General features: G+C 71.7%; 17 protein-coding genes. 6 read left to right on the top strand and 11 right to left on the bottom strand.

Annotated elements, in window-relative coordinates; all coding sequences use genetic code 11:
- Positions 1–2: 2 nt before the first annotated feature.
- Both ACFJGV_RS04630 and ACFJGV_RS04635 read right to left on the bottom strand, forming a co-directional pair.
- Positions 3–1,724, bottom strand: coding sequence for an alpha-keto acid decarboxylase family protein (locus ACFJGV_RS04630; RefSeq protein WP_378147196.1), 1,722 nt, complete (start codon positions 1,722–1,724; stop codon positions 3–5).
- Between the two features lie 58 nt (positions 1,725–1,782).
- On the bottom strand, positions 1,783–2,829 hold the full coding sequence (locus tag ACFJGV_RS04635) for a methylenetetrahydrofolate reductase C-terminal domain-containing protein (RefSeq protein WP_378147198.1): 1,047 nt from the start codon (positions 2,827–2,829) through the stop codon (positions 1,783–1,785).
- Positions 2,830–2,892: 63 nt separating this feature from the next.
- Between ACFJGV_RS04635 and ACFJGV_RS04640 the strand changes: the two genes are divergently transcribed.
- The 3 genes from ACFJGV_RS04640 to pucL all read left to right on the top strand — a co-directional run bounded on the left by ACFJGV_RS04640 (position 2,893) and on the right by pucL (position 6,803).
- Positions 2,893–4,359 carry a hypothetical protein gene (locus ACFJGV_RS04640; protein WP_378147199.1) on the top strand — a complete coding sequence of 489 codons (1,467 nt, stop codon included), beginning with the start codon at positions 2,893–2,895 and terminating at the stop codon, positions 4,357–4,359.
- A gap of 9 nt (positions 4,360–4,368) precedes the next feature.
- Positions 4,369–5,754, top strand: coding sequence for an allantoinase AllB (gene allB, locus ACFJGV_RS04645; RefSeq protein ID WP_378147200.1), 1,386 nt, complete (start codon positions 4,369–4,371; stop codon positions 5,752–5,754).
- Between the two features lie 125 nt (positions 5,755–5,879).
- Positions 5,880–6,803: a factor-independent urate hydroxylase gene (gene pucL, locus ACFJGV_RS04650; RefSeq protein WP_378147201.1), complete on the top strand. Its 924-nt coding sequence runs from the start codon at positions 5,880–5,882 to the stop codon at positions 6,801–6,803.
- A gap of 170 nt (positions 6,804–6,973) precedes the next feature.
- Here the strand turns inward: pucL and uraH are convergent, their stop codons facing one another.
- Entirely contained in the window at positions 6,974–7,318 is a 345-nt protein-coding gene (gene uraH, locus ACFJGV_RS04655; RefSeq protein ID WP_378147202.1) for a hydroxyisourate hydrolase, read from the bottom strand.
- Complete coding sequence (gene uraD / locus ACFJGV_RS04660) at positions 7,315–7,833, bottom strand: 2-oxo-4-hydroxy-4-carboxy-5-ureidoimidazoline decarboxylase (RefSeq protein ID WP_378147204.1); 519 nt, start codon at positions 7,831–7,833, stop codon at positions 7,315–7,317. Before uraD ends, uraH begins: the two co-directional genes overlap by 4 nt.
- A 22-nt stretch (positions 7,834–7,855) precedes the next feature.
- Here uraD and ACFJGV_RS04665 point away from each other — a divergent pair, with 22 nt between their 5' ends.
- Positions 7,856–8,476 carry an NTP transferase domain-containing protein gene (locus ACFJGV_RS04665; RefSeq protein WP_378147206.1) on the top strand — a complete coding sequence of 207 codons (621 nt, stop codon included), beginning with the start codon at positions 7,856–7,858 and terminating at the stop codon, positions 8,474–8,476.
- Positions 8,477–8,553: 77 nt separating this feature from the next.
- Complete coding sequence (locus tag ACFJGV_RS04670; RefSeq protein ID WP_378148631.1) at positions 8,554–9,201, top strand: NADPH-dependent F420 reductase; 648 nt, start codon at positions 8,554–8,556, stop codon at positions 9,199–9,201.
- A gap of 133 nt (positions 9,202–9,334) precedes the next feature.
- On the opposite strand, the gene ACFJGV_RS04675 is transcribed toward ACFJGV_RS04670, so the two are convergent.
- The 5 genes from ACFJGV_RS04675 to ACFJGV_RS04695 form a co-directional block, all read right to left on the bottom strand.
- Entirely contained in the window at positions 9,335–10,165 is an 831-nt protein-coding gene (locus ACFJGV_RS04675) for a MurR/RpiR family transcriptional regulator (protein ID WP_085019976.1), read from the bottom strand.
- A gap of 52 nt (positions 10,166–10,217) precedes the next feature.
- Entirely contained in the window at positions 10,218–11,498 is a 1,281-nt protein-coding gene (locus ACFJGV_RS04680) for an allantoate amidohydrolase (protein WP_378147208.1), read from the bottom strand.
- The gene (locus tag ACFJGV_RS04685; protein ID WP_378147209.1) at positions 11,495–12,694 is read right to left on the bottom strand and encodes a pyridoxal-phosphate-dependent aminotransferase family protein; all 1,200 of its coding nucleotides are present in this window, start codon (positions 12,692–12,694) and stop codon (positions 11,495–11,497) included. The genes ACFJGV_RS04680 and ACFJGV_RS04685 overlap by 4 nt, the downstream gene beginning before the upstream one ends.
- Positions 12,695–12,827: 133 nt before the next feature.
- Complete coding sequence (locus ACFJGV_RS04690) at positions 12,828–14,399, bottom strand: AtzH-like domain-containing protein (RefSeq protein ID WP_378147210.1); 1,572 nt, start codon at positions 14,397–14,399, stop codon at positions 12,828–12,830.
- Positions 14,392–15,471, bottom strand: coding sequence for an acetamidase/formamidase family protein (locus ACFJGV_RS04695; RefSeq protein ID WP_378147212.1), 1,080 nt, complete (start codon positions 15,469–15,471; stop codon positions 14,392–14,394). The genes ACFJGV_RS04690 and ACFJGV_RS04695 overlap by 8 nt, the downstream gene beginning before the upstream one ends.
- A gap of 52 nt (positions 15,472–15,523) precedes the next feature.
- Between ACFJGV_RS04695 and ACFJGV_RS04700 the strand changes: the two genes are divergently transcribed.
- The gene (locus ACFJGV_RS04700; protein WP_378147214.1) at positions 15,524–16,252 is read left to right on the top strand and encodes a YoaK family protein; all 729 of its coding nucleotides are present in this window, start codon (positions 15,524–15,526) and stop codon (positions 16,250–16,252) included.
- Between the two features lie 338 nt (positions 16,253–16,590).
- Here ACFJGV_RS04700 and ACFJGV_RS04705 read toward each other — a convergent pair whose 3' ends face one another.
- Together ACFJGV_RS04705 and ACFJGV_RS04710 are read right to left on the bottom strand one after the other, a co-directional pair.
- The gene (locus ACFJGV_RS04705; RefSeq protein WP_378147216.1) at positions 16,591–16,896 is read right to left on the bottom strand and encodes a helix-turn-helix domain-containing protein; all 306 of its coding nucleotides are present in this window, start codon (positions 16,894–16,896) and stop codon (positions 16,591–16,593) included.
- A gap of 5 nt (positions 16,897–16,901) precedes the next feature.
- Positions 16,902–17,279, bottom strand: coding sequence for a type II toxin-antitoxin system RelE/ParE family toxin (locus ACFJGV_RS04710; RefSeq protein ID WP_378147218.1), 378 nt, complete (start codon positions 17,277–17,279; stop codon positions 16,902–16,904).
- Positions 17,280–17,294: the final 15 nt, after the last annotated feature.

Genomic DNA, 17,294 nt, shown 5'->3' on the forward strand with positions numbered 1-17,294 from the left:
CGTCAGTGCTTCGCGTTCTGCGCGGCGGCGGCCGCGGCGAGGATCGTGAGCAGCCGCGGCGACGAGCGCTCGGGCAGATGCACCTCGATGAACACGGCCCGCTCGATGGTGGCGTGCGCGAGCGACAGCGCATCCGCCAGCTCGGCCTGTGTCGACGCCGACACGGTCACCGCGAGGTCGCGCGCACCGAACGCCGCCGGGATGAGCGTCCAGTCCCAGGGCGTGATGTCCTGGTACACCGCGGCCGGGCTCTGGATCATGCGCTCAACGGTGTAGCCGCCGTTGTTCAGCAGGAACACGATGGGCGTGTACCCGCGGTGGAGGATCGTGGCGAGCTCCTGGATGGTCAGCTGCGCCGCCCCGTCGCCCACGAACAGCACGCACCGCTTCGTCGGATCGGCGACCGCGGCACCCAGGGTGGCGGGCACCGTGTAGCCGATCGCCGACCACACGGGCTGACCGAGCAGGTCGCAGCCGTCGGGCAGCAGCAGGTCGAGGGCGCCGTAGAAGGAGGTGCCCGCATCCGCGATCACGGTGGTGTCGGGCTGCATCCAGCCCTGGATGCTGTCCCAGAAGAAGTCCTGGTCGAGCTCGGCATCCGGCGCGGGAGGGTCGGCGACGAGCACCGGCGGATGCCCGACGGGCGCCACCTGCGCGCGGTGCGACTCCCCCAGCACCTCGTGCAGAGCGCGCAGGGAGTCGGAGAGGCGCACGCCGTAGTAGGTGGTGTCGGCGATCCGGGCGGAGGTGAGCCCGAGCTCGACCGCGTCGTCCTCGTCGAACGCCTGGGTGAAGAAGCCGGTGAGGAAGTCGCTCATCACGGTGCCGGCGAGCACGAGCAGCTCGGCGCCGTCGACCGCCTCGCGCGCCTCGTCGACGCGGGTGAAGGCGCCCATGTAGGTGCCGAGGCTCGCCGGATGCGACTCGTCGAGCACCGCCTTCGCCATGTTCTGCGAGGCGACGTACACGCCGTCGTGATCGGCGATGTCGCGGATGACGGACTCGAGCGAGGTGCGGTGCACCTGCGGTCCGACGAGGAGGGTGACCCGCTCCGACGGGGTCACCACCTCGCGGAGGCCCTCGCGGAAGCGGGCCAGCTCACCCGCGTCGCTCGTCGCCCCGACGAGCGGGGTGCGGAGGTTCGCGGCGTGCACCGGGGCGACGGCCACGTCGGTGGGGATGGCGAGGTACACCGGCTTCGACTCGCGGAGGGCGGTCATCAGTGCGGAGTCGATGTCGCGCGTCGCGCTCTGCGCGCGCACGATCGTGGCGGAGGCGGTGACCTCGCGATAGGCGCGGACGAAGTGCTCGTAGTCGCCGTCGATGAGCGTGTGGTGGAGGTGCGCGCCCGCGGCCCGGGCGACCGTGGAGGGCATCCCGGTGATCTGCACGACGGGCACGTCCTCCGAGTAGCTCCCCGCGACGCCGTTGATGGCCGACATCTCGCCCACGCCGAAGGTCGTGACGAGGGCGCCGATCCCCCGCTTGAGCCGCGCATATCCGTCTGCGGCGTACGCGGCGTTGAGCTCGTTGGTCGACCCGACCCACGTGAAGCCGTCGACCGTGGCCATCTGGTCGAGCAGGCTCAGGTTGAAGTCGCCCGGGAGGCCGAACACGTGATCCGCCCCCAGCTGCACGAGCCGGGTGGCGAGGTACTGCCCCACGGTGACGGTCGGATGCACGGTGGTCGTGGAGGTGGGGACGGCGGTGACGGTGTCGGTCATGGCTGCGATTCCTTCGTCGTGTCGGCGCCGGCGCCCTCGTGAGCCGCGCGGCGTGCTGTCATGCGAGGAGCCCGAGACGGTCGGCCACGCTGCCCATCGCGTCGGCGAACGACTCCTCGGCACCGGGCTCGCCGTGGGACGGCCCGCCGGAGAGGTCGACGCCCGAGACGCCGTCCACCGCGAGCAGAGCCTCGCACAGTTCGGTGACGGCGTCGAGCCCGGCGGCCCGCGGGTCGCGGGCGTGGAGGATCCGGTCGAGGAACCCCTCGGGGAGCACGAGCGACGTGAACGACCGCAGGAGAGCGGCACTGCCCGCGTCGACGACCATGGGCACACAGACCACGAAGGCCGGATCGGCGCCCTCGTCGCGGACGTCGCCGATGAAGCGGCGCACCGGCTCCACGCCGCCGCAGTGGTCGACGAAGCACACATCGGCGCCTGCCCGCAGCTTCTCGGCCAACCGCGCGGCCCGGCGGTCGATCGGCGGGGTCGTGGGCGACTCCCCCACCGACACGAGGTGCCCCACGGCGCTGGCGAGCGCCGCGGTCCGGGTGGAGTCGAGGTCGAAGACGGGCATCGCATCGGGGCGGTCTCCGGTGAGGGTATGGTCGCCGGTGACGCAGTGCACCCCCGCGACCCCCGCATCCGCGAGCGCCGCGAGCTCCCCCTCGAGTGCGACGCGGTTGCGATCGCGATTGTGGAAGCCCGCCCACACGGCGACGCCACGGTCCTGGATGAGCCGGGCGCGGTAGGCGGGCGGGAACTGCACACGCGACGTTCCGGAGTCGCCGGCGAGCACCGCGTCCACGCGTCCGGCCAGCACGTCGGCGCAGCGCTCGAGCGACGCACGGTCGAGCGCGCGGGCCGGGAAGTCGGCGACGACGACGGGTCTCGTCGCGAGCAGCTGGCGCATGCGCTCGGCGGACGGGATTCGATCGACGCCGTCGGTCCCCGTCGGGGCGGTGCCGTGCCAGCGGACGGTGGGCTCGTCGAGGAAGACGCAGGGATGCGCGGCGACCTCGCAGCGGCCGTCGAGCTCGACGCCTCCGCAGGGGCCGTACTCCATGCGCTTCGGGCACGCCTCCCGCACCGCCGCCGCGACCATGCGGTCAGGCTAGCGGGCGGATGTGTCGGCCACGTTTCGCCCCGCAGCCCCTATGCTCGGCGCATGCGGACAGCACGGGCGCGGGGCGGACGGGGCACCGTGCGTACTCGCGTCCGCATCGCAGCACGCGCCGCGGTACCGGCGGCGCTCCTGACCGCGGCGTTCCTGACGTCGAGTGCCCCGTCCGCGGCGAGCGCCGCACCCGCCACCGTCCCTGCCGCACCCGCCACCGCCACGGCCGCCTGGTACGTCTCCTTCCACGGCGGGGCCGACGGCTCGGGCGTGAACCAGCTCTACGGCTACGACACGGCGGGCGCGCTGGTGCAGTCCGCCGTGCTCGCGACGGGCGCCTCCGATCCCGCCCTCGCCGAGTTGCGGGGCATGGCGCTCACCGCATCCGGCGACCTGCTGGTGGCGAACGCCACTCAGCACGACAGCACCGTGCTGCAGTACGGCCTGCCCGGCGACGACGGCGTCCGCCCGATCGTCCCGCCCGACGGCGTCCTCGCGTCGAGTACGACGGCGGGCGCGGGGCTCGCGCATCCGTACGGCCTCGCCGTGCTGCCCTCCGGGGGTGTCGCGGTCTCGAGCCAGGACTCGCAGGTGGTGACGCTGCTCACCTCGGCCGGGCTGCCCGACCCGCCGTCGGGCGGCGCACCCTGGTGGGCGTCGCACCATCCGGATGCGGACCTCCCGCCGGGCACGCTCGTCCCGTCCTCCGCCGATGTGCCCGCGAAGGACGGCGGGCTCGTCGCGCCCCGCGGCATCCTCGTCGCCCCCGCGGCGGGTGACGACGCGGGCGGCGGCGCCGATCCGGTCCTCTACGTCGCCGACAACGGAGCGCAGGCGGTCCGCAGCTATGACGCCGTGACAGGAGAGTTCCTCGGCGACGTGCTCACCGCCTCTCACGACGGCCTCGGCAGCCCCGTCGGGCTCGCCCTCCACGACGGACGCCTCTACGTCACCAGCGAGGGCACCGACGACGTGATGAGTCTCGACCTGTCGAGCGGGAAGACGCACACGGTGGTGTCGGGGAAGGTCGACCACATCGGTCTCGATCATCCGTCGGGCCTGTCCTTCGGATCCGACGGGCGGCTGTACGTGGCCAGCCGCATCGCGCAGCAGGTGATCGCCTACACCCTGGATGCGAAGGGCGACTCGGCGACGGCGGCGTCGGTCTTCCTCGACGGACTCCCCGACCAGCCGGAGCAGCTGCTGGGGCTGCTCCCGGCGGGCGTCGGCAGCGGTGATCCCGATCCGGATCCCGGTTCCGGTCCCGGTCCCGGTCAGGGGCAACCAGGGCAACCCGCACCCGGTGACGGGCCGACGACGGGCGCCGCCGCGGTGGCGGGAGCGCCGGGGGCGCGGCCGTTTGGGAGCGCCTCCGCGCTGGCGGCGACGGGACTCGCGGCGAGCACCGCTCAGACCGGAACGACGGCCGCGGCCGTCCTCCTCCTTCTCGGGGCCGGTCTCCTTCTCGGGGCCGGACTCGTGCTCGGGGCGGCGAGCAGGGTCGCCCGTCGCGCCTAGGCTGTCGGCATGACCGCTCCCTACGACCTCGTCGTCCGCTCCCGCGCCGTCTTCACCGAGGGCGGGTGGCGCGAGGCCGCGGTCGCGGTACGCGGCGGCGTCGTCATGCTGATCGCCGAGTACGAGGAGGAGATCCCCGCGCACGCCGAGGTCGTCCTGCCCGAGGGGCAGGTGCTCATCCCCGGCGTGGTCGACTCGCACGTGCACGTCAACGAGCCCGGCCGCACCGAGTGGGAGGGCTTCACCACCGGCACGCGAGCCGCCGCCGCCGGCGGGGTCACCACCATCGTCGACATGCCGCTCAACAGCATCCCGCCCACCACCACCGTCGAGGGCCTCGACGTCAAGCGCGCGGCGGCCGAGCCGCAGGCGAGCATCGACGTCGGATTCTGGGGTGGCGCGATCCCGTCGAGCCTCGGCTCGCTCCAGCCGCTGTGGGAGCGCGGGGTGTTCGGCTTCAAGGCGTTCCTGTCGCCGTCGGGCGTCGACGAGTTCCCTCACCTCACCACCGAGCAGCTGAACGCCGCGCTCGACGAGGTCGGCGCGTTCGGCGGTCTCCTCATCGTGCACGCGGAGGATCCCGACGTGCTCGACCGCAGCACCGCATCCGAGGGCAGCACCCGGTACGTCGACTTCGTCGCGAGCCGCCCCGACCTCGCCGAGGAGGACGCGATCGCCCACGTCATCGCGGGCGTCCGCCGCAGCGGGGCACGCGCCCACGTGCTCCATCTCTCCAGTGCGCGCGCTCTCGACCAGATCCGCGCGGCCAAGGCGGAGGGTCTGCCGATCACCGTCGAGACCTGCCCCCACTACCTCAGCTTCACCGCGGGCGAGATTCCGGATGGGGCCACCCAGTTCAAGTGCTGCCCGCCCATCCGCGACGACGGCAACCGCGACCTGCTCTGGGAGGCACTGCTCGACGGCACCATCGACCTGATCGCCTCCGACCACTCGCCCTCCACCGCCGAGCTCAAGTTCTCGTGCGGCGGCGACTTCCTGGAGGCGTGGGGCGGCATCTCGGGCTTGCAGGTGTCGCTCCCCGCGGTGTGGACGGCCGCCCGCGATCGCGGCATCCCGCTCGAGCGGGTCATCGGATGGATGTGCGAGGGTCCCGCGGCGCTGACGGGTCTGACGGGTTCGAAGGGCTCGATCGAGCCCGGGGCCGCCGCAGACCTCGTCGCCTTCGCCCCCGAGGAGTCCTTCACCGTCCACGCGTCCGAGCTCGAGCACCGCAACAAGGTGAGCGCGTTCGACGGCCGCGAGCTGCACGGCGTCGTGCACACGACGTGGCTCGCCGGTGCTCCCGTGTACTCGCTCGCAGCGGCGGGCGACGCCGTCTTCGCGGCGCCCTCGGGGCGTCTGCTCGAGCGGACCAGCGACCGGCACGGGCTGTAAACAGCACGTAAATTCGTGCGGGCCGCCGCTCCCGCGGGCGGCGTCCGGCCGGCACCGACGAGAGACTGGGGTCGCGGATGCGGCGCGCACGCCCGCGTCCCCTCAGCGGAGGAAAGGTGGACCGCATGGCGATCGTCCTCGGACCGAACCAGTACGGCAAGGCCGAGAACCGAGTGGTGCGCATCTACCGCGACAGCCCGCGGCACGAGATCCACGACGTGAACGTGTCGACGTCGCTCCGCGGCGACTTCGCGGCCGCGCACCTCGCCGGCGATCAGGGCACGGTGCTCCCCACCGACACACAGAAGCAGACCGCCTACTCCTACGCGAAGGAGAAGGGCCTCACCTCGATCGAGCCGTACGGCATCACCCTGGCCACGCACTTCGTCGACGACGTCGTCCCCGTCGAGGGCGCCCGCGTCGAGATCGAGGAGTACGCCTGGGAGCGGGTCACGGTCGACGGCGCGGAGCACGACCACACCTTCGTCCGCCGCGGCCAGGAGGTGCGCACCGCCGCGATCACCGTCGAGGGAAAGGGCGATGCTCAGCGCGTCTGGCTGGTGGGCGGCCTGAAGGACCTCACGATCCTGAAGACCACCGGCAGCGAGTTCCACGACTTCCTCACCGACCCGTACACCGTGCTCGAGCCCACCAGCGACCGCATCATGGCGACGTCGCTCGTGGCGCGGTGGCGGTTCACCTCCACCGATCCCGCCGATTGGGCGGATCTCGACTGGGAGGGCCTCTACGCCGGGGTGAAGCAGACCATGGTCGAGGTGTTCGCCACGCTGCAGTCGCTGGCGCTGCAGCAGACGCTGTTCGAGATGGGCAAGGCGGTGCTCGAGCGCTACGACGTGCTCGCGGAGGTGCGCCTCTCGGCGCCGAACAAGCACCACTTCCTCTACGACCTCTCGCGCTTCGGGGTCGACAACCCCGGCGAGGTCTTCCACGCCGACGACCGCCCCTACGGCCTCATCCAGGCCTCGGTCCTCCGCGACGACGCCCCCGATGCCGGCTCCGCCTGGACCCCTGGCGCCGGCTTCGCCTGATCCCCCGCCCGTCTGCGCCCTCGCCGCCGGGCTGTGCTGCGCGTCCCACCCCGGCTTTGTCCAGGAAAACGTCGCGTTTCGGCGAAAAAGGGTCGGATTCCTGGACAAACCCCACATTCACGGATGGGCCCGCATCCCCGGGTGGACGCGCGTTCCGGGGTCGACGCGCGTCAGCTGCCGCGGTAGGTGCTGTAGGCGAAGGGGCTCAGCAGGAGCGGGATGTGGTAGTGCTGGTCCGCATCCGCCAGCTCGAACACGACGTGCACCTCAGGGTAGAAGGGGCGCACCTCCTGCTCGGCGAAGTAGGTCGCAGTGTCGAAGGTGACGCGGTAGCGGCCGGGCTCCAGGCGCGTCGGACCGAGTTGGTTGACGCGCCCATCCGCATCCGTCACCGCCGACCCGATCATGCGCCAGTTGCCGAGCTCGTCGTGCTCGAGGATGATCGGCACCCCCGCGGCCGGGCGGCCGATCACCGAGTCGAGGACGTGCGAGGTGACGTGGCTGCGGTCGGTCATCGGTCCTCCGGAGTGTGATCGGGCACGGGGTAGAGCGAGGCGAGTCGCAGCATCGTGATGTCGTGGAGCTCCGACGCCACGGTGGCGGCCTCGGTCGCGTCGTCGAGCGTGAGGCGCCGCTGCAGCTCGGACAGGATCTCGGCCCGCGAGCGTCCGGCAGCACGGATGAGGAAGACCCGATCGAACCGCTCCTCGTACGCCCTGTTGCCTTCGGCGATCGCCGAGGCGAGGTGCTCGTCGGAGGCCTCGGCCGCCGACTGCTCGCTGCGCGAGAACCGCTGCGACTGCCCCTCCCCCTGCGGGCGCTCACCGATCCTCGGGTGGTGCGCGAGCGCGGCGTCGACCTCGTCGGGCGTCAGCGACGCGGCCACCGCGTCCGCTGTCGCGAGCAGCGAGGCGTTGCCGGCGTACGGGCCCCCGGCGACGACGTCAGCGGCGAAGCGCTCGACGCCCAGGCATGACAGCAGGGCCTCGCGAAGGTCGTGGTCCGACTGCCCGGTCACCGCATCCGCCATTCGTCCAGCTTACGATGAAGGGATGACCGACAAGATCGTCGGACTCGTGCTCGCCGCGGGCTCCGGCAGCCGCTACGGCGGACCGAAGGCGCTCGTCGTCGGCGACGACGGCGTGCCCTGGCTCGCGCGGGCGATCGACGTGCTGACGAGCGGCGGATGCGACGAGGTGGTCGTCGTGCTCGGTGCGGCGGCCGTCGAGGCGGGCGCGCTGCTGCGCGCGGCGCGACTCGGCGACGACACGGAGGACGGCGGCGAATCGCCGGTCCGTGTGGTGGAGGCCGAGCACTGGGCCCGTGGGATGGGCGAGTCGCTGCGGGCCGGGCTCACGGAGGCCGCGCGAGCGGAACCCGTCGCCGTCGTCGTCACGCTCGTCGACCTCCCCGCGCTCGACCCGCGCGCGGTCGAGCGAGTGATCGGAAGACCGCATCCGCCCGCCGAGGATGCGCTGCGCCAGGCGGTGTACGACGACCGGCCCGGGCATCCGGTGCTGATCGGGGCCGCGCACCTGCCCGCGCTCGTCGACTCGCTCGACGGCGACGTCGGCGCGCGCCCCTACCTCGTCGCGCACGACGTGCTCGAGGTCGATTGCACCGGACTCGGCGGCGACGACGATCGCGACGTCCCCGCTCGGCCCGCAGGCTGATCGCCCACCCGGAATCGCCGACCAGACGGAATGATCGGGACGCCTCCGCGTTGATCGATTCCATGACCGTTTCAGACGTGAAGACCATCGGGATCATCGGCGCAGGCAACATCGGAGGGCAGCTGGCACGGCTCGCCGTGCGGCACGGCTACGACGTCGTGATCAGCAACTCCCGCGGCCCCGAGACCCTCTCCGGCCTCATCGCCGAGCTCGGGCCGACCGCCCGCGCGGCGACCGCCGCCGAGGCGGGCGAGGCGGGCGATCTCGTGGTCGTGACCATCCCGCTCAAGAACTACGCCGAGGTGCCGGTCGAGCCGCTGGCCGGCAAGGTCGTCATCGACACGAACAACTACTACCCGCAGCGCGACGGGCAGATCGCCGAGCTCGACGACGAGACCACCACCACCGCCGAGCTGCTGCAGGCGCACCTGCCCACGTCGAAGGTGGTGAAGGCGTTCAACAACATCATGGCCGCCGACCTCACCACGAACGGCACCGCTGCCGGCACGTTGGACCGCCGTGCGCTGATCATCGCGGGCGACGACGAGTCGGCGAAGGCCACCGTCTCCGCCCTGATCGAGGAGTTCGGCTTCGACGTCGTCGACGCGGGCCCGTTGTCCGAGGGATGGCGCTTTCAGCGCGACGAGCCGGCGTACGTCGTGCGCATGACGGCCCCCGAGGCCGTCGAGCGCCTCGCCGCCGCCGTCCGCTACGCCGACATGTAGCACGCGCCCGCCTCGCCGTGGGGCTTTGTCCAGGTTTCCGTCGCTCTTTCGCGAAAAGGCGACGGAAACCTGGACAAACCCCGCGGCCCACGGACGGCGCGAGCCGGCGCGCGGCGCGAGCCGCCCGCGCGGCTCAGGAGGGGTCGAGCTCGCCGAGGCGGTCGTAGAGGGTGGTGATCGTCGCGATGCGCGTGCGCGACTCGCGGGTGCGGAGCGCGAGCGCCGACGACGCGAGCACGTTCACCAGGCTCATCGCGGACGCGTAGCTGTCGAGCGCCGAGACGCTGTCGATCGGGCACTCGATCCACGTCGTCACGCCGTCGGCGTACCGACGGGCCGAGGCGTCGGCGATGAGCACGATCGGCACCCCCCGCGAGGCGATGCCGTCGAGCATCCGCCCGAACCCGGCCGCGCGCCGCCGGAATCCGAAGAGCACGACCGCGTCTCGCGCATCCAGCTCGGCGATCTCCTCCGACACCGTCTGCCCTGGCAGGGGCGCCACGTGCACGTGCCCCCGGCCCTGCGCGAGCTGCTCACGGAGGTGCAGCGCGAGCGGGAAGCCGTTGCGCTGACCGATGATCGTCACCGTGCGGGCGCGGGCGAGCAGCGTCGCCACCTGCTCGAGCCGGCCCGCGGGAAGCGAGTCGAGCATCCGCCTGAGGTTCTCCACCTCGCGCACGAGGTGCGCGGCGAGATCGGCCGAGGCGCCCGGCACGACGCCGCCCACCGGCACGCCGGAGGAGCGCAGCGCGCGGGCATGCTCCCGCACCTCCTGCGCGTTCTCGAAGCCGAGCCGGCGGAAGAGCCTCGACACCGTCGCCTTCGAGACGCCGCTGCGCTGGGCCAGCTCGGTGCCGGAGTAGATCGCGAGATCGCCGAGGTGGTCGAGGATGAAGTCGGCGGCTCGCTGCTCCTGCGGCGAGAGGTCGCCGTAGGAGCGGTCGATCCGCTGCCCGATGCTCATCGGCGGACGCGACGGGGTCGTCCCCGTCCGCCCACCGGAGGTGCTCACCGGGCTACCCGACCGGCGTCGGAGACACCGGGTCGAGGGGGTCCGGGGTGTCGTCCACCACGGCCAGCACCGCCGCCTCGAACGCGTCGAGCGCCTTGGCGACGTCGTCCTCCGTGACGTGCTCGTCGGGATGATGGCTGACGCCGCCCTCGCAGCGGATGAACATCATCCCGATCTCGGTGATCTCCGCGACCGCCATCGCGTCGTGACCCGCCTTCGAGAACAGCGACATCGGTCGCTGGTCACCGGTCGCACGGATCCCGTCGGAGATCACGCCCTTGAGCCGAGGGCTGCAGGATGCGGCGGGCGCCGAGTGCGTCTGCACGCTCTCCCAGCGCAGCCGACGCTGGCGGCAGATGTCGCTCAGCATGTCCTGGATGACGTTCCAGATGCGGTCGCGCTCCGAGTCGTACTCGCCGCGCAGGTCGAGACTGAACTCGACGCGTCCCGGGATGACGTTGACCGCATCCGGCCACACCTCGAGGTGCCCGACCGTCGCGATGAGCTGCGCCGACCGGGCGATCCGCTCGATCGCGAGGATCGCGTCGGAGGCGCCGGCGAGCGCGTCGCGTCGCCGCTCGTACGGGGTGCCCGAGTGGCCGGCCCGCCCGTGGATGGTGATGAGGAAGCGGCGCGCGCCGGCGATCGAGCTCACGACGCCCAGCGCCTTGTTCTCGTCCTCTAGGTACGGCCCCTGCTCGATGTGCGACTCGAGGTAGCCGACGAGCTCCTCGGGGCGCCGGGCGGCGTCGCCGATCCGCGACGGGTCGAGGCCGAAGTCGAGGTACGCCTGGCGCAGCGAGACACCGTGCTCGTCCTCGAGCGCCCACCACTCGTCCTCCCAGGTGCCCGCGAGGGCGCGGCTGCCCAGCAGGGCGCGGCCGAAGCGGGTGCCCTCCTCGTCGGCGAAGGCCACCACCTCGAGCGCGAACGGCAGCTCCCTGCCAGAGGAGTGGATGCGCTCCACCACGGCGATCGCCGACAGCACCCCGAGGATCCCGTCGTAGCGACCCGCGGAGGGCACGGTGTCGAGGTGCGAGCCGAGCAGCAGCGCGGGCAGACCCTGCTCGCGGCCCTCGAGTCGGCCGCAGAGGTTGCCCGCCGCATCCTGCCAGGTGCGCATACCCGCCTGACGCATCCACTCCGCGACGAGGTCGTTGACCTCGCGGTGCTCCTTCGAGAGGTAGACCCGCTGGATCAGCCCGTCGGGCAGCGACGAGAACGTGGCGAGCCGATCGCAGCGCTCGAGGATCTCGGCGGCGCTGGTCGAGGCGAGGACGCTCACGCCGCGCTCCCCTCGACCGACGCCGCGTAAGACTCGTACGCCCCGTCCACTCCCCCGCCCGCGACCACCGCGGCGCCCTGCCTGCGCAGCACCGTCTCGAGCGCCGCGAGCGTGGTGAGCACCGTGTCCTTCCGGGCGTTGTAGCCCATGGTGCCGATCCGCCACACCTTGCCGTGCAGCGGCCCGAACGACGTGCCGATCTCGATCCCGAAGTCCTCGAGCAGCTCGCCGCGCACGGCGTCGCCGTTCACGCCGTTTGGGATGACCACCGCGACGACGTTGTTCATCTTGTGCGACAGGTCGCCGAAGGTGGCGAGCCCGAGCCCCTGCACACCGGCGAGCATCGCCGCGCCGTGCACGCGGTGGCGCTCCACGGCGGCATCGACTCCCTCCTCGACGAGGAGGCGGGCGCACTCGCGCGCTCCGTAGAGCATGCTCGTGGCCTCGGTGTGGTGGTTGAGGCGCTTCTCGCCCCAGTAGTCGAAGATCATCGCGAGGTCGAGGTAGTTCGAGCGGATGCGCGTGGCATGGATCTCGTCGGCGCTCGACGCGATGCCCGCCTCGATGCTCTTCCGCGACTCGATGACCTCGACCGCCCGCGGCGAGAACGTGGCCGGCGCCGAGCCGGACGGCCCACCGAGGCACTTCTGGAGCCCTGCGGTCACGGCGTCGAGACCCAGCGCATCCGTGTCGAACGGGTTGCCCCCGAGGCTCGCGGTGACGTCGGTGTAGAACAGCACGCCGTGCTTCGCGCACAGCTCCCCGAGCCCCTCGAGCGGCTGCGCCACCGTGGTGCTGGTGTCGCCGTGCACCACCGCGAGGACCTTCGGCTTCACGCTCTCGAGCGCCGACGCGATCTCGGCCTCGGTGAAGACCTGACCCCACTCCTTCTCGATCACGTGCACCTCGGCACCCGCACGCTCGGCGATCTCGCGCAGCAGATGTCCGAAGCGACCGAAGATGGGGACGAGCACGCGGTCGCCTGGGCTGACGAGGCTGACGATCGCCGCCTCGATCCCGGCGCGCGACGTGCCGTCGACGAGGAGCGTCTGCTGGTTGCGGGTCTTGAAGACCTGGCGGTACAGCTCCATCGTCTCGTTCATGTACCCGGTCATCGCCGGGTCGTACTGCCCCACCAGCTGGGCCGACATGGCCCGCAGCACGCGCGGGTCGGCGTTGATCGGGCCGGGGCCCATCAGGAGGCGAGGCGGCGGGTTGATCGGCAGCGTGCTGATGGGAGGCTCCTGTCTCGGCGTGAGAGCACTGTTTCGTGACTCTCATCGTACGAAACCGGTGTTTCACCCGTGTTTCGTCAGGCTCCCGGGTCGCTCAGGTCGCGAACGACGCTGCGAGCGCGATCAATGACAGATCGCTGTACCGGGGGCCGACGAGGCAGAGCCCCAGCGGCGCCGGCCGGCCCGCGAGCACGGCGGACGGCGCCGACAGGACCGGCGCCGACACCGCGGGGTATCCCCCCACGCCGGCCACGGCCGTCATGCGGAGGGTTCCCGCGCGCACGGCGGCGATCTCGGCGGGAGGTGCGTCGAGTCCCGGCGCGGTCGACGAGGTGCTCGGCAGCAGCAGCGTGCGTCCGGCCAGGGCGGCGTCGAGCCGCTCGCGAGCGAGCATGAGCCGGGCGCGCGCGTCGGCCTCCTCCTCGGGGCTGATCCGCGAGGCGATCTCGAACCGCTCCGCGACGTCCGCGCCGAGCACACCCGGGTGCGCGGACACCCACGCACCGTCCGCCGCCCACGCCTCGGCGCCCTGCACCGTGCGGAACGCCGCGAACGCCTCGTCGAGGTCACCGAGGTCGACGAGCTCCACGCCGCCCAGACTGGCGACGCCGCGGTCGAACGCCGCCCGCACCTCGGGACTGCAGCTCGACAGCAGGTCGGCGGACACGACGAACGCCTCCGGGGCGACCGCCTGCATCTCCGGATCGAGCGACGCCGCCGCGGCTGCCTCGAGCGTCGCCGCCGAGCGTGTCAGCCAACCGATCGTGTCGAACGAGGGAGCCAGGGGCGCGAGACCCTGCGCGCTGACCGCGCCGTGCGTGGTGCGGATGCCCCACAGTCCCTGGTACGAGGCGGGCACACGGATCGACCCCGCCGTGTCGGTGGCGAGCCCGATGGTGGCCTGTCCGAGGGCGACGGCGGAAGCGGGCCCGCTCGAGGATCCGCCCGGCAGCGCGCCAGGCACCGCCGGGTTGGGCGGGGTGCCGTAGTGCGCGTTGCGCCCGGCGACGCTGTAGGCGAACTCGTCGGTGCGCGCGATGCCGAGCACCGCCGCACCCGCGGCGCGGAGGGCGGCGACCGCATCCGCGTCGGCCTCCTCGATCGGCGACTCGGCGAGGTACTCGGGGATGCCCGCGCCGACCGCGAAGCCCCGCACGGCGAACAGGTCCTTCACCGCGACGGTCATCCCGTCGAGCGGTCCGGATGCGGTCGAGGCGGCGAGTGGATCGCCCACGACCCGCCAGACGGTCCGGTCGACGGCGGGCGGTGCGGCCTGCACGTGAGCGCCGGCGATCGCCCACGCTCCCGAGGCGAGGAGCCGCCAGAGCTGCGTCTGCACACCCGATCCGCCCTTGGCCGCGCGGCTGACCGACACGACGAGCGCGGCGGACGGCGACACCACCTGGATCCGCAGCTCGGCGATCGTGCGCGCCGGAGTGCCTCCGCGCATCCGCCGGAACGCCCCGATGCGGTCGTGCCCCACGAGGAGGCCCGATGCGTCGGTCCGCACGGTCGACTCCCCCGGGGCGAAGAAGCGGTCGAGCGCCTCCGTGTCGTTCACCATGAGGGCGTGCTCGTACTCCCAGAACGCCTCGACGAGGCCGCTGGGGAGGTCGCCGTCGACGACGGGATCGACGCGATCCGCGGTCTGTCGCTGATCAGACATCGAAGTCCGCCTTCCGGATCCTGGCGTGCACGCCCTTCACGATGTCGACCACCTGCGAGATGTCGAAGTCGGTCGCGGCCGAGAGGTACGCCAGCGCGTGTGCGCGGTCGAGCCCCCAGCGCGCCTCGAGCAGCGCGATCGACGCCCGGACGCAGTTCGCCACGGCGACGTCGAGATCCTCGTCGAGGCCCGTGGGCACGATGAATTCGCTCGTCTCGGCCAGAGGGCCGGCCACGATACCGAACTCGGTGAGCGCATCCGACTGCGAGAGCAGGTCGAACCGCACCGTCACGCGCAGCGACGCCTCCATCGCGGTGAGCGCCACCTCGCCGTCGCCCTGCGCGAAGTGCGGGTCGCCGACATAGGCCAGCGCCTCCGGCACCTGCACCGGGAGGTACAGCGACGAGCCGACGGTGAGCAGGTTGATGTCGATGTTGCCGCCGTACTCCGCGGGCGGCACCGAGTGCGGGCGCCGCGGCGACTCGGTCGCTACACCCATGATCCCCAGGAAGGGCGCGAGCGGGAACCGCACCGACCGGTCGCTGCCCGGGGCGATCGGGAACGTGCCGAACCGCCCGTCCTCGATGGCCGAGGCGAAGACGCTGACGTTGTCCGACCCCTCGGGGAACTCGCCCGGCAGCGCACCCTTGCCGTGGCGATTCGTGATCACGCCGTACGGCACGCGCATCGACGCCTCGAGCACGGTCATCTTGAGCAGGTCGCCGGGGCGCGCACCGCGCACCGCGATCGGGCCCGTCACGACGTGCGGGCCGTCGTGCGCGGGATCACGCGGGTAGTCCGAGGCCGCGAGCTCGATCGCGTCGTGCAGCACGAGGTCGCCCTCGACGCCCTTCGAGAGGAAGTACGCCAGCGGATCGCGCCCCTGGTCCTCCATGATGCCCTCGTGGCTGATCGTGTCGATCGTCACCTCGGTGCCCGGATCGATCGTGAGCACCGGGCTGTCGGAGGCGCTGGGCAGCCTCCCCCACAGGACGTTGCCGGCGGTCGCGGGCAGGTACTCGGCGGCGCGGATCGGCCCCGATCCGGGGTGCAGCGCGGTGGGGAGCGTCATGGGTCAGAGGCTAGCGCCCGTTTGCTTCGGCTCTGTTACGACGGATACGGTCATGCCCATGCTCACCCGCCTCCGCAGCTCGCGCGACAACGTGCACATCGCGCTCATGCTGGCCCTGACGTTCTCGACCGGCATCGTCGACGCGATCGGCTACCTCGGCCTCGACAAGGTCTTCGCGGGCAACATGACGGGCAACGTGGTGATCCTCGGCATGGCGGTCGCAGGCGCCGACGACCTGCCGTGGTTCGGCCCGCTGCTCGCGCTCTTCGCGTTCATGCTGGGCGCGGTGATCGGCGGCCGCATCCTCCGCCCGCTGAAGAGCGGATGGTCGAGCCGGTCGACCTGGACCTTCTTCGCCGTGGGCATCGTCATCCTGGGGCTCGGCATCGCCCTGTTCATCACGCACGGCGCCCCGCCCGACCCGTGGGAGTACGTCATCACCGTGCTGCTCGCCGGATCGATGGGCCTCCAGGCCGCGACGGCCCGCCACATCGCGGTGAAGGACGTGACGACCGTCGTCGTGACCTCGACCATCACCGGCTTCGCCGCCGACTCCCGCCTCGCCGGCGGCAAGGGTCAGCCGTGGTTCCGGCGCGGCGCCGCGATCGTGCTCATTGCCGCCGGCGCCGGCGTCGGCGCGCTCCTGCTGCAGCTCCACATCGGAGCGGGCCTCCTCGCCGCGGGCGCCGTCTCGGTGATCGCCGCCCTCGTCGGCCACCTCATCGCCCACGACCGCTACAAGCCCGCCCCCGCCCCCGCGGAAGGTGCCACTTCCGGCTGAGTGGGCGACGGGATCAGACCGGCGCCTTCGCTGCCCCGAGGACGACCTCCATGCGGGGGTCCAGGGATTCGGCCATCCCAATGACGAGAATGACATGCACAACGCCTGCTTATGACGAGAACGCTCGCCGTAGGTGTTGAGGCTGCGCAAGACGTCGCCGAATGCACCGCGGGCCGTCTACAAGAAGTCAGGTGTCGGAGACGCTGGAACCCGAGGACCAATACCGCTTGTCGAGCGATCCGATCTCGGCAACATCGGCGCTCAGGAGAACCCGGCCGTCAACGACGATGTGGGCTCGGGTTCGCGAGTCTCACCGTGACGAGCGCGCATTCGACCGATCAGGCGACCTGCAGTCGGCTATCGCCGGCGACGTACTCGACGACGAGGTCTCCGCCGACAGCTTCGATGTACTTCCGGACCGTGCCGACGCGCGCGCTGTCGAGATCGCCGTTCTCGATCTTCGAGACCTGACGCTGACCGACACCGATGCGCTCGGCGAGCTGAGCTTGGCTGAGCCCGAGTTGCTCACGGAGTTCGCGCAGCCGGTACGCCCGCACCTCGCCCAGCATCCGATCCTTCTGCGCGTCGACACGTGCGCGGCTCGCAGGACGCTTCTCGAGCAGCTGCTCCGGAGTAAGAGCCATCGTGATCACTTCCTCTTCGTCTTGTCTTTCTCTGTCTGCTTCTCCAGCTGGGCCAGATGCTCTGTGAATCGAGCGTCTGCGATCGGGATGTTCGCCCGGTACCACGTCTTCCAATTACCGGTCTTGTCGCCGGCGACCAGCACGATCGCCTGTCGCTGGGGATCGAAGGCGAACAGCATCCTCAGCTCCGACTTACCGGACGAGCCCGGGCGAAGCTCCTTCATGTTCTTGTACGAGGACCCCTTCACCGTGTCCACGATGGGGCGTGCCAGCTGCGGGCCGTGTTCCTGGAGGAGCTCGAAGGCGGCGACGACCTGGTCATACGTGTCGTCATCCAGACCCATCAGCCAAGCCTCGATCAACCCGAGATCGACGGTCCACATGCTTGAGATTCTAGA

The sequence above is a fragment of the Cnuibacter sp. UC19_7 genome (assembly GCF_042699995.1).
GTDB lineage: Bacteria > Actinomycetota > Actinomycetes > Actinomycetales > Microbacteriaceae > Cnuibacter.